We start from the raw sequence: 14,631 nt of genomic DNA, 5'->3' as shown, positions 1-14,631 counted from the left end.
ATCAGGTACAAGTACTCAAAGTATTATTTCCTTTATAACCAGTCTCGAACAGGAGATATATTTAGCAACAAACTGTAAATTTTCGTAATGATTTTAGCTAAAGCTAGTGATAACACCGAAGTCATCATCACTGCTATCAGTACAAAATATAAAAGCGTAGCCAAATCGTTATCTATAAATATCAAGACGGTTATCCCACGTTTATAAATAGTTTTGTCTGTCTTGTTTTTCTCAAATTAGATGAAATAAGCGCAGTTAACAGAATTATCTAAGGTATATCCCCAAACACGAACATCAAGTACACAAGAGGACGAACGGTGTGCTGTATTTAGCAGAAGTACAAAAGCAGAAAGGCGGCTTACTCAGTGGTGGTGCTAAAACTGAACTGAAACTGCTAGCTTGTCAGCGAACCGACCAGAATTGGAGTACTGTGTCGGAAGAAGTAATAGCGGCTGAAGACGCCAGTAAATTAAATGATGGCGCACTAGTATTGGTGGAACTCAATCCGAATCGTCAAGTACAGCGGATTCAGGAAGCAGGCCGCCCATTAGTGAACATTTTGCAAAATTTCTCCCGTCAGTTGGAAAAATTTAAGCTTAAAGAAGATGAGATTGATCAGTGGAAGGAGTCACTGACATTTCAGGCGCAAGAGATGAATCGCCGGGAAATGGACATGGAAGTGCGCCTGGAACAGTTGCAACAAATGGAGGAAGAGTTTCAACGCCTGGAATCACAAAAACAGGAAGTTGAGACATCTCATGAGCAGATTGAACAGTTGCAAGCAGAAATTGAGCGTAATCGTCAGGAGTTAGAAGGAGCTTGGGAACATTTGCGCGGTGAACAACGCCGCCTAGAAGAGCATCAAGCAGATTGCCAACAAGGAACGGTGTTAGATGAGGAGCAAAGTCGGGTGATGAGCGAGTTACTTGAGCGCTTGTCCCATAAGGTTGCACCGACAGAAATCGTCAGAGAACACTTGAATCTGGCCTTTGAATTAGTTGAAACCCAGCAAGCTACTCTCACCCCACATTGGGAAAAACTGGAGCAGCAAAAAACTACAGCAACTCAACAACAAGAAGAAATTGAGCGCCTATCGCAAACTTTAAGCGATCGCCAAAACACTTGGCAACAAACACAAAGTTCTTTAGAACAGCAAATATCCCAATTAAAGATAAATACCGCAACTCTGAGCAGCAAACAAGATTATGCTCAAAGCATTAAAGAGCAGTTGCAAAATCATGAAGAGTTACATCAACAAATGCACACTTTGGCTGCAACTTCTGGTGGTGTGGTTCTGAGCCAAAAAGTTGATGTAGAAGCTTTAGAAACAATGCCTCTAGAAGAACTACAACAGATAGTACAAGATTTAAAAAATAAGTTGGAAATAGATTCTAGCTTTGTCCATGATCAGGAACAAGAACTGAAATATAAGCAAGAAACTATAGAAGAATTACAAAATAAAATTAAGGAAGCACCAGACCAAGACCAAATTAATTTGGCAATGGAACTAGCGGATGAAAAAGACCTTTACCAAATGTTAAATGAAACTTTGGTAGGGCAACGGCGTAATTTGCTACACCGAGAGAAGTTGATTAAGCAACATCAAAATATCATGTTACGTCGCCAAGGACAGACTGTTGCCAATACAGAAGAAGAAAACCAAATTGACTTTGGGCCGATTTTGTTGCAAATAGAAACCCTGCGACAACAACAGTCACAGGAATTACAAAAGTTGGAACATGAAATTGAGCAAATACATGCTGCTATGGAGATGGATCAGGGGATGATTGACAATCAAACCCAAGACCAACAAGAAAAGCAACAAGAACTCAAAGAGATGGAAGCCAAGTTGCTATCTTTGAAAACAGCAACGGCTGAATGCTGGGGTCGGATCAATCTTTATCAAGAGACACTAAAACCAATTCAAGATGCTTTGGATGGTTTACGTCATAAGCTGCAAGCAATTGCTGAGTCTGTGGCCCAAGTTCAAGAAACTGGTGATTATCAACTCCAGACTATTAACGAAATGCGTCAGACTCTCCAGGGCTTAATGTCTCAGCCAGAGTTGCTAGCTTCTTGATGATGTGGGATTGTTTTGGGGTGAATTGAGCAGATTCCTCATTTACGCCCCGGATTTCCAAATCTGGTGCATCCATTATTCATTTTTTGGGCAGTATGTCCGGATTATGGAATAGGTGAGGACACCCATACCACAAGAAAATTTGGAATGTTATTTATTTGAAAGTCCTTTATTAGACACTTGAGATCAACTGCTGATTACGTTTTTTGTAACTTTTATTTACAATTGCTCAATTGAGCGATATTGATCAGGATGTACGTAAACAACCACGTATTTCCGTCATTGCGACCGTAGGGAAGCAATCTCAAAGCCTTGATTTTTGTAGCGAGTGCGTAAGTCCTATTGATGAATAATTAAACTGAAGTAATTAGGGTTGTTTCCAACAGAGCCAATCACCTTGTACTTGGGCGATCGCACCACCAGGAAATGGATCGGTTTGCGAGCGGTTTGGCGCTGTAATCAAAGCCGTTAATTTTTCAATATGTTCAAAACTTGGTGCGTCAGCAAGTGTTTGTTGCAATATCTGTCGCATCACCCGACGTTGCAATGCTAAAGGTGCTGGCTGCAATACCCGTCTATTTAATCTGAAAGCAAACCCATTTTCCCTACACCCTATTCCCTCTTCCATCGCTTCTTCCCTCAACTTATGGGCTGCTGCTTCTAAATATTCCACTTCTGCTTGCAACAATTCTGCTGTTTTAGCTAGGGCAGATTCTACTTGGGGGTTAAAATTTATTTGTAAATAGGGAATTAATTCTTGGCGGATGCGGTTGCGGGCATATTTCACATCTTGATTGGTGGAGTCTTCCCAAACTGGAAGATTAAATTCTCGACAAAATTGCGCTGTTTCTGGGCGAGTAATTTCTAAAAGTGGACGCACTAATAAAATGTCTTGAGTGAGTGGCCTTTGCCAAGTCAAGGCTTGTAACCCATCTGCACCAGTACCACGCATTAAGTTATAGAGCAGAGTTTCCGCGCGATCGCTTGCAGTATGACCTGTGACAATATGATGGTAATTATTTTTTTGGGCGATCGCACTTAAAGCTTGATATCGCCAATTACGTGCCGCAGCTTCACTATTTAATAACTGCGTAGCTGTTTCTAAATAAAAAGATACACCCCAACTTTTAGCTAATTGTTCTACATGGTTCGCATTAGCTTCTGAATCAGCACGCCAGCGATGGTCACAATGGGCAATACTTACATTCCATCCCCATTTACGTTGTAAATCTAACAGTAATTTAATCAAGCACAGGGAATCTTGCCCACCGGAAACCGCTACTAATAGTTTTTGGTTTTGCTGAAATAAGTGGCGCGATCGAATAGTGCGATGTATTTTTGCATGTAGATTCGTCCATACCATTTTTGGTTTTTAACCGCACATCAACCCAGATAACTTTTATTTTATCAGTATTGATGATAAAACCCGGATACTAAGAGACTTTCAAGCCCGTTCCTTGCTATGGTCTGATTCTTTTTCCATTTGCTGAAGTTGTAGATAGATTTCCTCTAACGGAAATTCCGGCTCATCAGGACAAAATTCTAAAGATAGTCTCACTTTTCCTTTTGTCCATCCCTCAGAACTAAATTTTAAAACTTCGCAATTTAAGCCTTGTCCATACAAATTTTCTTCTGTTGTGCCTGTTGCTCCTAGATATTCTTTAATTGCTGCAATTAAATCATGAACTTTAAAAGTTCCAGCAACTTCTAAGTTATTAAATGTATTGGGTTCTACATATACAACTTCATGATGATTAAGTCGCTCAAATTGATTTTCCATAGTCATCTCCTGTCACTACATTTATTGTTTCCATAGCGATAGAAGTTAAGCTCAAATAAAATAATAGTTTTTTAAAATAGATGCTGCCTAATTACATGTATTTATTAACACATTAATCCTAGAATAATGTGGCTTTACTCAGAGCCTAACCCACCCTAAATATCTCATCATTATATTTTAACCACGTTTTTTATTTATGCAAATTAAGTCAGTTGGCCAGAAAATTGATAGCTATGTTATTGCAAACGGAGCAAATCAGAGTGAATTAATACCAAGGGATTTTAGATGATTTACATTTTCTTATGTAAATAAGTTTGTTTGTGTCTACCTACTTCTTCTTTGAATTGTACTTAATAAATATCCGTGAATCATTAGGCACTTTTCGCCATCTCATAGCACCTCATTAATCTTCAGATGGATGTGTTGACAAGAATCTTCAGATGGATGTGTTGACAAGATTCTGGAGATATTAATTAACACTAACCCTAATTTTCGCTGACTTGCTAGCTAGACTACTACAGGCAAAGTCCAAAATTAGAGGATAAAAACATTTCTTCTCCAGTCTGTGTCTTTTACCTTAAGTAATCCTATTTTCAAGGAGGTATTGATGATCGACCATGTAAGTATTAATGTTAGTAATTTTGAACACAGCAAGAATTTTTATACAGTCGTCTTAGCGCCATTAGGATATGAGTTACGCAAAGAGTATAATCCTACCTCGCCTGTTTCTAAATATGCGGCTGGTTTCGGCACAGATGGAAAAGCTGATTTTTGGATAGTTGATGAACAGGTCAATAATCCCAGAATTCATGTTGCTTTCACAGCCAAATCTTGCAAGCAGGTTGATGATTTTCATTCAGCAGCGCTCGCAGTGGGTGGTACAGATAATGGTGTACCAAGTTTGCGCTCTCATTATTATTATTTTTCTGACTATGGAGCGGTTGTTTTAGATCCAGATGGTCACTACATTGAAGTAGTTTGCTATACCCCTCCTCACAAGCCACAGGAGGGGTTAGAGGGTAATTAAAAAAACCAACCGTAAGAATGCAAACCTTTACCTAAAAGATTCACACCAAGATAGCAAATCCAGACAACCACAAAGCCACTTGCAGCTAAAATTGCTGGGCGACGACCTTGCCAACCGCGAGTAATACGGGCGTGGAGGTAAGCAGCAAAAACTAACCAGGTGATTAATGCCCAGGTTTCTTTAGGGTCCCAACTCCAGTAGGAACCCCAAGCTTCGTTAGCCCAAACTGCACCAGCAATAATGCCAATGGTTAGTAGGGGGAATCCCAGTCCAATGACGCGATAGCTGATGTTATCCAAAGTTTCAGCCAAGCTAAGGCGCTGTGGTGAAAGGGGTTCATTGGCAGTGGCTACGCTAGAAGATTCAGCAGCAGCGACTAAATTCATCACAGCAGTATTACCGTTGCCATTGTTATTGCTTTCAAAACGAGCAAAGCCATTATTGTCCCCTACAGGTGTTGCTGGTTGAGTAATTAGCTCACCCGCTTTGTGCAAGCGGTAGCCGTTGCTGCGGTAGCCACCAGTACCTACAGAACTGCCTTGAAGTTGAATGTTTTGACCACGAGTGACAATGAGAAATGCGATCGCTAGTAGTGCGCCTACCATCAAAGCGGCATAACTCAACATCATCACACTGACGTGCATCATCAGCCAATTGGACTTCAGTGCGGGGACTAAGGGTTCTGCTGATTGCATTTCTGATGGTAAAGTGAGGGTCGCAAAAGCAGTAATCCCCATGGCTACAGGGGCAGTGACAACTCCCACTAGACGGCTGCGACTGGTGTTTTCGGCAAAAAGATGAACTGCGGTAATTCCCCAAACTAAGAAAAATAAGGACTCATACAGATTACTCAGGGGAAAATAACCAGCTTCTATCCATCTCGCCCCTAATAAGGTAGCTATGCACAAATTAGCTATAGCCATCCCAGCCGTTCCCACAGCCGCAATTGCCGGCAGCTTTGGAAAAGCTGCTCCCCCCCAGTACACCAGCATGGTGAGGAATAATACGGCAAAAGAGGCATTGTCCAGCCAGTTCTGGAGTTCAACCAGATTCATAAAGTGTTCTCCCCAGTGGATTCGTTAAAATAGTGATTCCGACTGTTATGATCCTATCTGCTTAGAGACTCATCAGACAGGGTTTTTAGTCCCGCTTAAGCATTACTAAAAACTATGTACCAGTTGTCGGGGATTAGGGTACTGTAACTGCTGGTGTAGTAAGAGGCGGGATTATAGCAGTACTAGAACTAGGTGAAACGGCTGAGGTATCATCTTTTTTGAGGGCGATAAAAATATCGTAACGGGTACTGCGATTATTAGTGACAGCCGCTGTTACGCCAATGGAACGGGTTGCGTCTAGAAAAATTTGTTGGTTAGGAAACAAGGTAGTTAAAGTAAAGTTTTTGACAGCCCTTTCCATATCTAGAAAAAATTGCCCATTTGTGGGATTGGGTTCTGTAGGAACCGTTTGCTGAAATGGCAGGGTACTAGCTAGTGTGTAGTTGGGCTTAGGAACGATTTTATCTGTGATCGGAGCGCCCAACGCTAAGAAAGCGATATCGCCATCTAACCAGCCACGGGTAGCAGTTAAAGTATTAAAAGGTGTAATCCAGTTAACAACAGGATTACTGGCGACTGTTCCTTGTTGAATGCGGAACTGGTATTGGCTTTTCATCACCTCATCTAGCTTTTTCAAGGATGCTTCAGCTGATGAGCGATCGCTTGCCTGTACCATGAAGAGAAAACCTGCTCGGAAATCTTTGGCAGAATCATCTGTTGAGGTATTGGGAATCACGGAGACAGAAAACTCTCCTTGCATCCAACTAAGAAAATCCTGGTCTAAATCCAGGTTAGTGAGTGATTTGACACCACTCCGCAACTGTTCTGGTGATATGGGCGAGAGGGGATTTTTTTGTGATGTTAAAACGTAATCTTCCCACAACCGCTGTAAGTTCCCTCCAGAAAGCATCATTAAGGTTTCCGCAGGTACACGGTTTTGCATAGTTCCGGCTTTATTTTCTACTGCTAAAACTCGCTGACTATTAGGATTTAGCCAGGAAATGCCTTTTAAGCGTACTCCTTCTGGTTCCAAGGTCATAGACCCTGCTAAACCTTGGTTATTTTGCAGTTGAGCTAAAACTTGAGCTGGTAATGGACGGTTGGGAGAAGCAGCAGCTATTCTGGCAGCTATGGGGACATTTAAATAAAACTGAGCAAAGGGGCGATTATTGACAATTTTGGGGAAATTATCAGCAAAGCCGCCCACTGTTGCCAGTGATGTTTTACTTTGATAGGCATCTATTGCTCGTTCAGTGGCATGAGGATGGTCAGTAATCACGAGAAACCTGCCACCTAACAATGCGGCTGAAAGCTTTGCTCCTGCTTGACCCTGGCTTTGTTTAATAGTGATTCCCTGATAAGTGCGCTCAACCCATGTCCCTTGTTTAGATGTTTTAGGTTCAGCCAAAATGTTTTTAGCCGCTTCTGGATTGTTCACAGGTAATACCATGACCATCGATTGCTGAGTATTAGCAGCATCTCCATCGGTAGCCACGGGTTTAAGTGCTGGTTGCATTGGTGGCGACAATATTGCCAGGGTGACTTCATTACCTACCCAGGGCTGAATATCTTTTTCAAAGTCATAACCATTATTAGTCAGGAAGCGATCGCGTAACTGGACTAAATTTTTATTTATTTCTGCTTGGGTTTCTTTTGTCCCTAACTCTTGCAATTTCTGCCATTGTTGGGGATCTGTAGTTAAAGAAACCGTAAACAGGGCATCTTGAGGAATAATATTTGCACCTACTGGCAAGTTTCGGGAAAATGTTTGTCTTTGAGATAAAAACCAGTACGTTGCTGCGCCACCACCAATTAATAATCCAGCAGCAGAAAGCGTCAGCATCAGAGACGGTTTCTTTTTTTTACTTTTTAGAACAGACACAATAGGCAGTGCCATTGAAACCTATACCTCATACTTGCAAATTCATTGCTTGATCAATCAAGCAAGTAAACCAAAATTTTCTTTTTCTAGGGCAGCTTATAAGATTAATTTCTCTACCCTGGATTTAATTGATACTGCGGCTATCATAATTTCTACACTTTCAACAGTAGTTTTTTCTTGTTAGTTAACTTTTTTAACATGCTTTGTTAAATTTAGCAGGTCAATTTTTAGGGATGCATCTCTCAACAGACCAATCCCTGAAAGGTAAATCTGTCATTATCAGCACTTTGAGAATATAACTAACCTGAAAAAGCTGCAAGTCATTGTTAGCTGTTCTATATCGTCATTAATACCATCACTTTGATGAATTTTGTCAAATTCAAAACCATTAGCTTATCAGACTTAGCTCACTAAAAGCTAGTGCAGCAAAACGAAAATATAGATACCTCAATCACCGTGAATTCCCCAGAAAAGAAGAATCCATCCCCCCTAACTCACTGCTGACTTGTGACTTCTCTTTTCCTGCTCAAAGTTCCTAAAGAGTAGAGTCTATGCTTTGCCATTAGACGAATCCATCTGTGTAGATCCCAAATATTTGGTTAAATAAGGCGAAAAAACTTCATAAATCAAAGTCAGGGGCTGTCCATGATGCCAAAACAAATAGTGCCGACCCCAAAAAGGACCAGCTACTTCAAACCCTGATTCTAGTGCAGCAGAGTCGCCGTAGTAAATTCCTTGAATATCTCGATATAACTCTGTACGGATACGAGCTAAACTCGCCCAAATCGGTAATGAACGATTTTGTAAAAACTCATCAATGTGACTAGCTTCCCACCATGAAGTTGCGTAACCTAATCGCTGACCTGATGCGGTACGCAACCACACCTGTCGCCGCAATCGTGGCCCTGGTACAGCCTTAATTAAATCTGGGGCATCATCTAAATTCATGCCAATCAAAGACATGTCGATGACATCTACTTCTGTTGGTTCACCTGTGAGCAATTGTAAATGTCTGGTGGGCGAGCCGTCACCTAACAGTAATAACTGCCAAGCCGGTGCCAGCTGAGTATGGGGCAAATTTGTTTGTATAACTTCCTCACCACCTTGCCAAATCGGAGTGAGGCGATGCCATGCAGTCGGCAGTGTTGAGTTGTTGGTAGCTGTAAAAATTGCAGTCAATGTTCTTTACAAAAGTTCACCTATCTCTATCAAAGCACAAAAAACAAGGCGTTCCCATAGGAATCCAAATAGAGAGTAGAACATGGGGTATTTAAAAAACCTTGATGTATGCTAAATACAGCTGACGCTCCACTACGTTAACAGTACTCAACACTGAAAAAATGCGGATGGCGAGACTCGAACTCGCAAGGCAAAGCCACACGCACCTCAAGCGTGCGCGTATACCAATTCCGCCACATCCGCGTTAGTTGTCCAAGAGTAAATGGTAGCACAAAAAAATCAATTTAGTTAGGAAATATTTAAATTTACCAAAATTCACCAAAAATTTAAGTTGAATTGTACCTAAATTTCCTGAAGGTGGATATATGACGGACAGAAATAAAGTAACTCCACAAGTGATATTAAAAAGGGTATGGCTACTGTAAGATGCAAAATTTGCTCACAACAGCCTAGTTCGGGAAACTGGCAGAGACTAGCAAATGCAATATTGTTAGTTTAGTTAAATCCCGTAGAAGCAGGAAGCCAAATCCTATTTAAAATTTGCTGAGGATGAAGCTAAAAAACTCTTGTCATAATTTGAGATCAAGCGCCAGCATTGTGGCAAATGGGATAGGAGACAATGTTTATCTACTGGTACTAGTATCAAAGCTAAAAATGAAGTTTGACAAAATATTAATTGCCAATCGGGGAGAAATCGCCCTTCGCATTCTCCGAGCCTGTGAAGAAATGGGGATAGCGACTGTTGCGGTTCACTCCACCGTTGACCGAAATGCTCTGCACGTACAACTTGCCGACGAAGCAGTGTGCATTGGCGAACCTGCTAGCAGTAAAAGTTATTTGAATATTCCTAATATTATTGCTGCTGCCCTGACGCGCAATGCCAGTGCCATTCATCCTGGTTATGGTTTCCTAGCAGAAAATGCTCGCTTTGCCGAAATTTGTGCCGACCATCATATTGCCTTTATCGGCCCAACCCCCGAAGCTATTAGGCTGATGGGAGATAAATCAACTGCCAAAGACACCATGCAAAAAGCTATGGTACCAACTGTACCGGGTAGTGATGGGTTGGTAGAATCCGAAGAAGAAGGACTGGTCATTGCCAAAAAGATGGATTATCCCGTGATGATTAAAGCCACAGCGGGTGGTGGTGGACGGGGTATGCGTCTGGTACGCTCTGAAAATGAATTTGTCAAACTTTTCTTGGCTGCTCAAGGAGAAGCGGGAGCAGCCTTTGGTAATTCTGGCGTTTATATAGAAAAATTTATTGAACGTCCGCGCCATATTGAGTTCCAAATTTTAGCAGATAATTACGGCAACGTTATTCATTTAGGTGAAAGAGATTGCTCTATTCAGCGCCGCAATCAAAAACTGTTAGAAGAAGCACCCAGTCCGGCGCTTGACCCAGAACTACGAGAAAAAATGGGACAGGCTGCGGTGAGAGCGGCTCAGTTTATCAACTTTACTGGGGCTGGTACAGTGGAATTTCTGCTGGATAGATCTGGTAAATTCTACTTTATGGAAATGAACACCCGGATTCAAGTTGAGCATCCAGTCACAGAGATGATTACTGGAGTAGACTTGGTGGCTGAACAAATCCGCATTGCCCAAGGGGAAAAACTAAAGCTTACCCAAAACCAAGTAGTCTTGCGGGGTCATGCCATAGAATGCCGCATCAATGCTGAAGACCCCGACCATGATTTTCGCCCAGCACCGGGACGTATTAGTGGTTATCTTCCCCCTGGTGGGCCCGGTGTTCGCATTGATTCCCATGTGTACACCGACTACCAAATTCCTCCCTATTATGATTCCCTAATTGGTAAGTTAATTGTTTGGGGCCCAGATAGGGCTACTGCCATTAACCGCATGAAACGCGCACTGCGAGAGTGTGCCATTACCGGATTACCAACCACCATTGGGTTTCATCAAAAGATTATGGAAAACCCACAATTTTTACAAGGTAATGTTTATACCAATTTTGTGCAGGAGATGAATATTTAGGGACTGGGGACTAGAGGCTAGGAGGTTTTTCTCTACTCTCTATTCCCTACTCCCTAATTCAATTCACCCGAGTCATCATAGTGAGTAATCCTTGCTGACCTAAAAGAATTTCCCTGACCAGGCTGAAGATGCCTACCCAAAGAATAGGAGTGATATCTACCCCACCAATAGGTGGTACTAGCTTTCGCAACGGCACTAAAAATGGTTCGGTCGGCCAAGCTATGAGATTAAAAGGCAAACGATTTAGGTCTACTTGGGGATACCAAGTGAGAATTATGCGGAAAATAAACAAGAACGTCATCAGTCCCAATACAGGACCAAGAATCCAAACGGTCAGGTTAACACCAGTCATTGGTTTGAACTACTATCTGTGAACCAAGAAAAACTTAGGCGAAAGCCAGAAAATTTTAAGCTTTGTAAAGCATTCTCTTTCTAATTCTAACCAAATACTGTCACACACTCTTGCGTATTCCAGGGCAAATACACCCAAGTTTTTCACTCTATAACTTGTGATGATGCTAATCAAGTTTGGCAACCTATGTTCAAAGGATTCTCAAGGAAGTGATACACCATATTAGAATTATGATGAAGTGTGTAAAAAAAGGTTGAGAACTATGACGCCTTCTTTAGCAAATTTTCTTTGGAGTTTGTTTTGGGGTTTTGTAATTGTAGTTATTCCAGTTACAGTTGGTTTGATTTTCATTAGCCAGAAAGATAAAATCCAGCGTTCATAATGCTTGGGGAGTCGGTTTGACTCTCATATCACTACCGATTGTCTGTTAGCTGTCTACCCATAATTGCTCTTAGGGCATCAAATCCTCCTACTGAGGACAAGGTATACTTAGCTGACAGACATAGGTTTTTTTAGCTTTCGGTAAACAGCCTCAGACGCTTTCTTTACCAGATGCTTTGAAGCTTAAATATATTGTGTTTGATTAGAGTAGTGCTTTTAATTGTGACTCGCTAACATAGATTTGATATTGGGAAAAGAACAATGATAAATTTTGGGCTGAACTCAGCCAGCGTTCTGGCTCAGGTCAATTTTGGGGCGAACTCAGCCAGTATTTTAGGAATTTTCCTGGCTGTGTCTGGGGCAGCACTGTATTTTCTCCGCACTGTGCGTCCAGAATTGTCACGAGATCAAGATATATTTTTTGCAGCGGTGGGCTTGCTCTGTGGCTTCATTCTCATTTTCCAAGGATGGCGTTTAGACCCAATTTTGCAATTTGGTCAGTTGCTGTTAGTTGGCTCAACTGTCTTTTTTGCGGTTGAAAGTATTCGTTTGCGAGGTATTGCTACTCAACAAGCTAAACGTAACACTCCTATTGTGGATGACGAGCGAGAAGTCAGTAGGAACTATTCGTACAATCGTAGGGGATATGAGGCTGAGGTAGAGGCAGATTTAGAACCACTACCTTATGAAGAAGAAGAACCACCCGTCCGTCCTCGGATTCGGGGCAGCAGAGATGCTCGTTCCTCTCGTGATGATTACTACGAAGATCAACCACCTCGTCGTCCAGAAGCCCGCAGTAGCAGGGAAAGACCAGAAATAGCAGAAAGAAAGCGCCGTCCTAGTTCTAGTCGTCCTGTAAGTCGTAGCCCGGAGAATTATGAAAAAGAAGATTGGAATTCTTCTGGTGGGGAAGTTGATGATTGGGAAAGTTCCAGCACAGAAGTAAGAAAGTCCTCTCGTCGTGCTAGTGGTAGCTCACCGCGTCCGGAAATTCGTGATCAGGATATCTCTCCCAGACCCAGAAAGCGTCGTCCGCCTGCTGACTCAGTTTCACGGAGACCACGTGATGATGATGATGCTATTCCAACTGACTACGTACCATATAACCCCATTGAAAAGCCCAATGAGGAGCCTGATAATTCGACCGATTTTGACGACGATCTGATTTAAAACAGTCAGGTGAGAGTTAACCTGAGAGGCGATGGAAAACAGTTGAGGTGAAAAGACTTACGCCTAAATTTTGGCTCCAAAGACCAATTCATTGGAGCCTAGTGCTTAGTTTTGCTAGTTTACTGGCATCTTGTAGTTCCAATGAAATACCCATAGGGCCGACTTCTCTTAATAGTCGCTACACAGAAGAGCAACCAGCATTGAGTGGAAATGGGCGCTTTTTGGCGTTTATTTCTAATCGTAATGGTAGTCATCAACTACTAGTATACGATTTATCACAGCAACAATTTGTGCGTACACCAGGCTTAAATCGACCGCAGACAATTACCGAAAGTCCTAGTCTGAGCTATACGGGGCGTTACATTGCTTATCTGACTAGTGACCAGGGTAGACCCGTAGTGGCGCTTTACGATCGCGCTACCCAAAAGTCACAAATTCTCACTCCAACTTATCGTGGCTGGGTCAGAAATCCTGGTATTAGTCCAGATGGACGTTACATTGTCTTTGAAACCGCCAGTCGTGGTCAGTGGGATATTGAAGTTTTAGATAGAGGGCCAAATATTGAGTTAGATATTCCCAATGGGGCAACGGTGAGTGTCTCTCCTGGATTGCCTTAGTGAGGGGTTGATGGGTGTAAGTTTTACACGATATATACATTGTGTGTTATCAAAACTACTGAACCAGGGAGTGGGAAACCGCCTACTCTCTCTACTCCCTATATGCCAATGGATCTTTCAATCCCAATTCGGTAAACGCTGCTAGCCTGAGGCGACAAGAATCACAGACACCACAGGCGACATCGTCACCTGCATAGCAAGACCAAGTTAAGTCCCAAGGAACTCCCAATTGATTACCAAGTTGGATGATTTCGGTTTTTTTCAAATCAATTAGGGGGGCGACAATGGTGATGGGTTGCCCTTCTCGTCCTTGTTTGGTTCCTAGCCGGAAAACTTCTTGCATTGCCTGGATATAGTCAGGACGACAATCAGGATATCCTGAATAATCTAAGGCGTTAACACCAATATAAACGCGTTCAGCTGCGATCGCTTCGGCATAGCCCAGGGCAAAACTTAAAAAGATGGTATTCCGTGCAGGTACGTAGGTGACTGGAATATTTTGCGACATTTCATCAAGCGATCGCTCCTGGGGTAAATCAATTTTGTCGTCTGTTAATGCTGAACCACCCCATTGTCGTAAGTCAAAATTGATAATTTGGTGTTCTGCAACTCCAGCTTTGCGCGCCACAAGTAGGGCCGAACGCAACTCTCGCCGATGTCGCTGTTGGTAATCAAAGGAAATAGGATGACATTCATAACCATCACCTTTGGCTTGATATAAAACTGTGGAAGAGTCCAATCCTCCAGACAATAAAATTACAGCTTTCATTTTTCCATCGCCAAATCACTAAAAACGTGCTGAGTTGAATGTGCTGTTACCTGAGTCAGACTTAATCCATACTGAGGGGGGAAGCAGCAAGTACTTTTAAATCGGTACATAGATATAAGTTCAGCACTATTTCTTCTTCTTCTATCTTCTAGCTTTAACTAGAGTCGTATGTACAAATAAGTACACCGTAATCATGAATATTTACCTCGTAGCCAAGGCAAACTGTTTATACCAGGGCCTAAAAAAATGCCAACGGCTCAACAATATGTAAAATTTACCGAATTATGCAAAAATTGTTTAAGTATTTCAGCGGTAGCAATTCCCCATATATTTTTTTCATA

13 protein-coding genes and 1 tRNA gene are annotated in these 14,631 nt (G+C 42.0%); 6 read left to right on the top strand and 8 right to left on the bottom strand.

Annotated elements, in window-relative coordinates:
• Nucleotides 1-319 precede the first annotated feature (319 nt).
• Entirely contained in the window at nt 320-2,080 is a 1,761-nt protein-coding gene (gene hmpF, locus ACM0OT_RS02230) for a pilus motility taxis protein HmpF (RefSeq protein ID WP_414562366.1), read from the top strand.
• Between the two features lie 367 nt (nt 2,081-2,447).
• Here the strand turns inward: hmpF and tilS are convergent, their stop codons facing one another.
• The gene (tilS, locus tag ACM0OT_RS02225) at nt 2,448-3,443 is read right to left on the bottom strand and encodes a tRNA lysidine(34) synthetase TilS (protein ID WP_414562364.1); all 996 of its coding nucleotides are present in this window, start codon (nt 3,441-3,443) and stop codon (nt 2,448-2,450) included.
• A gap of 81 nt (nt 3,444-3,524) precedes the next feature.
• On the bottom strand, nt 3,525-3,860 hold the full coding sequence (locus ACM0OT_RS02220; protein WP_414562363.1) for a KGK domain-containing protein: 336 nt from the start codon (nt 3,858-3,860) through the stop codon (nt 3,525-3,527).
• A gap of 607 nt (nt 3,861-4,467) precedes the next feature.
• Here ACM0OT_RS02220 and ACM0OT_RS02215 point away from each other — a divergent pair.
• Nucleotides 4,468-4,887: a VOC family protein gene (locus ACM0OT_RS02215; protein ID WP_414562361.1), complete on the top strand. Its 420-nt coding sequence runs from the start codon at nt 4,468-4,470 to the stop codon at nt 4,885-4,887.
• Here ACM0OT_RS02215 and ccsB read toward each other — a convergent pair.
• The 4 genes from ccsB to ACM0OT_RS02195 form a co-directional block, all read right to left on the bottom strand.
• On the bottom strand, nt 4,884-5,942 hold the full coding sequence (ccsB, locus tag ACM0OT_RS02210) for a c-type cytochrome biogenesis protein CcsB (protein WP_414562359.1): 1,059 nt from the start codon (nt 5,940-5,942) through the stop codon (nt 4,884-4,886). The two genes, ACM0OT_RS02215 and ccsB, sit on opposite strands and share 4 nt — an antisense overlap.
• A gap of 133 nt (nt 5,943-6,075) precedes the next feature.
• Nucleotides 6,076-7,839 carry a DUF3352 domain-containing protein gene (locus tag ACM0OT_RS02205; protein WP_414562357.1) on the bottom strand — a complete coding sequence of 588 codons (1,764 nt, stop codon included), beginning with the start codon at nt 7,837-7,839 and terminating at the stop codon, nt 6,076-6,078.
• 534 nt (nt 7,840-8,373) lie between these two features.
• Nucleotides 8,374-9,003, bottom strand: a complete 630-nt coding sequence (locus ACM0OT_RS02200) for a chorismate lyase (protein WP_414562355.1) — start codon at nt 9,001-9,003, stop codon at nt 8,374-8,376.
• A 162-nt stretch (nt 9,004-9,165) separates the two neighbouring features.
• Nucleotides 9,166-9,246, bottom strand: a tRNA-Leu gene (locus ACM0OT_RS02195).
• 411 nt (nt 9,247-9,657) lie between these two features.
• Between ACM0OT_RS02195 and accC the strand changes: the two genes are divergently transcribed.
• Nucleotides 9,658-11,001, top strand: coding sequence for an acetyl-CoA carboxylase biotin carboxylase subunit (gene accC / locus ACM0OT_RS02190; protein ID WP_414562353.1), 1,344 nt, complete (start codon nt 9,658-9,660; stop codon nt 10,999-11,001).
• Between the two features lie 58 nt (nt 11,002-11,059).
• Here the strand turns inward: accC and ACM0OT_RS02185 are convergent, their stop codons facing one another.
• Entirely contained in the window at nt 11,060-11,353 is a 294-nt protein-coding gene (locus tag ACM0OT_RS02185) for a YggT family protein (protein WP_414562351.1), read from the bottom strand.
• Between the two features lie 262 nt (nt 11,354-11,615).
• On the opposite strand from ACM0OT_RS02185, the gene psbX reads away from it, so the two are divergent.
• From psbX to ACM0OT_RS02170, 3 genes are all read left to right on the top strand, one after another.
• Nucleotides 11,616-11,735 carry a photosystem II reaction center protein PsbX gene (gene psbX, locus ACM0OT_RS02180; protein ID WP_414562349.1) on the top strand — a complete coding sequence of 40 codons (120 nt, stop codon included), beginning with the start codon at nt 11,616-11,618 and terminating at the stop codon, nt 11,733-11,735.
• Nucleotides 11,736-11,995: 260 nt separating this feature from the next.
• Nucleotides 11,996-12,904: a Ycf66 family protein gene (locus ACM0OT_RS02175; RefSeq protein ID WP_414562348.1), complete on the top strand. Its 909-nt coding sequence runs from the start codon at nt 11,996-11,998 to the stop codon at nt 12,902-12,904.
• A 47-nt stretch (nt 12,905-12,951) separates the two neighbouring features.
• Entirely contained in the window at nt 12,952-13,521 is a 570-nt protein-coding gene (locus ACM0OT_RS02170; protein WP_414562346.1) for a TolB family protein, read from the top strand.
• Nucleotides 13,522-13,612: 91 nt separating this feature from the next.
• Here the strand turns inward: ACM0OT_RS02170 and queC are convergent, their stop codons facing one another.
• Nucleotides 13,613-14,290, bottom strand: coding sequence for a 7-cyano-7-deazaguanine synthase QueC (queC, locus tag ACM0OT_RS02165; protein ID WP_414562344.1), 678 nt, complete (start codon nt 14,288-14,290; stop codon nt 13,613-13,615).
• Nucleotides 14,291-14,631: the final 341 nt, after the last annotated feature.

This window comes from Anabaena sp. CCY 9613, from assembly GCF_963920895.1.
Lineage (GTDB): Bacteria > Cyanobacteriota > Cyanobacteriia > Cyanobacteriales > Nostocaceae > Cyanocohniella.
Note: the sequence above shows the minus strand (reverse complement) of the source record. Positions and strands in the feature narration are given on the sequence as shown.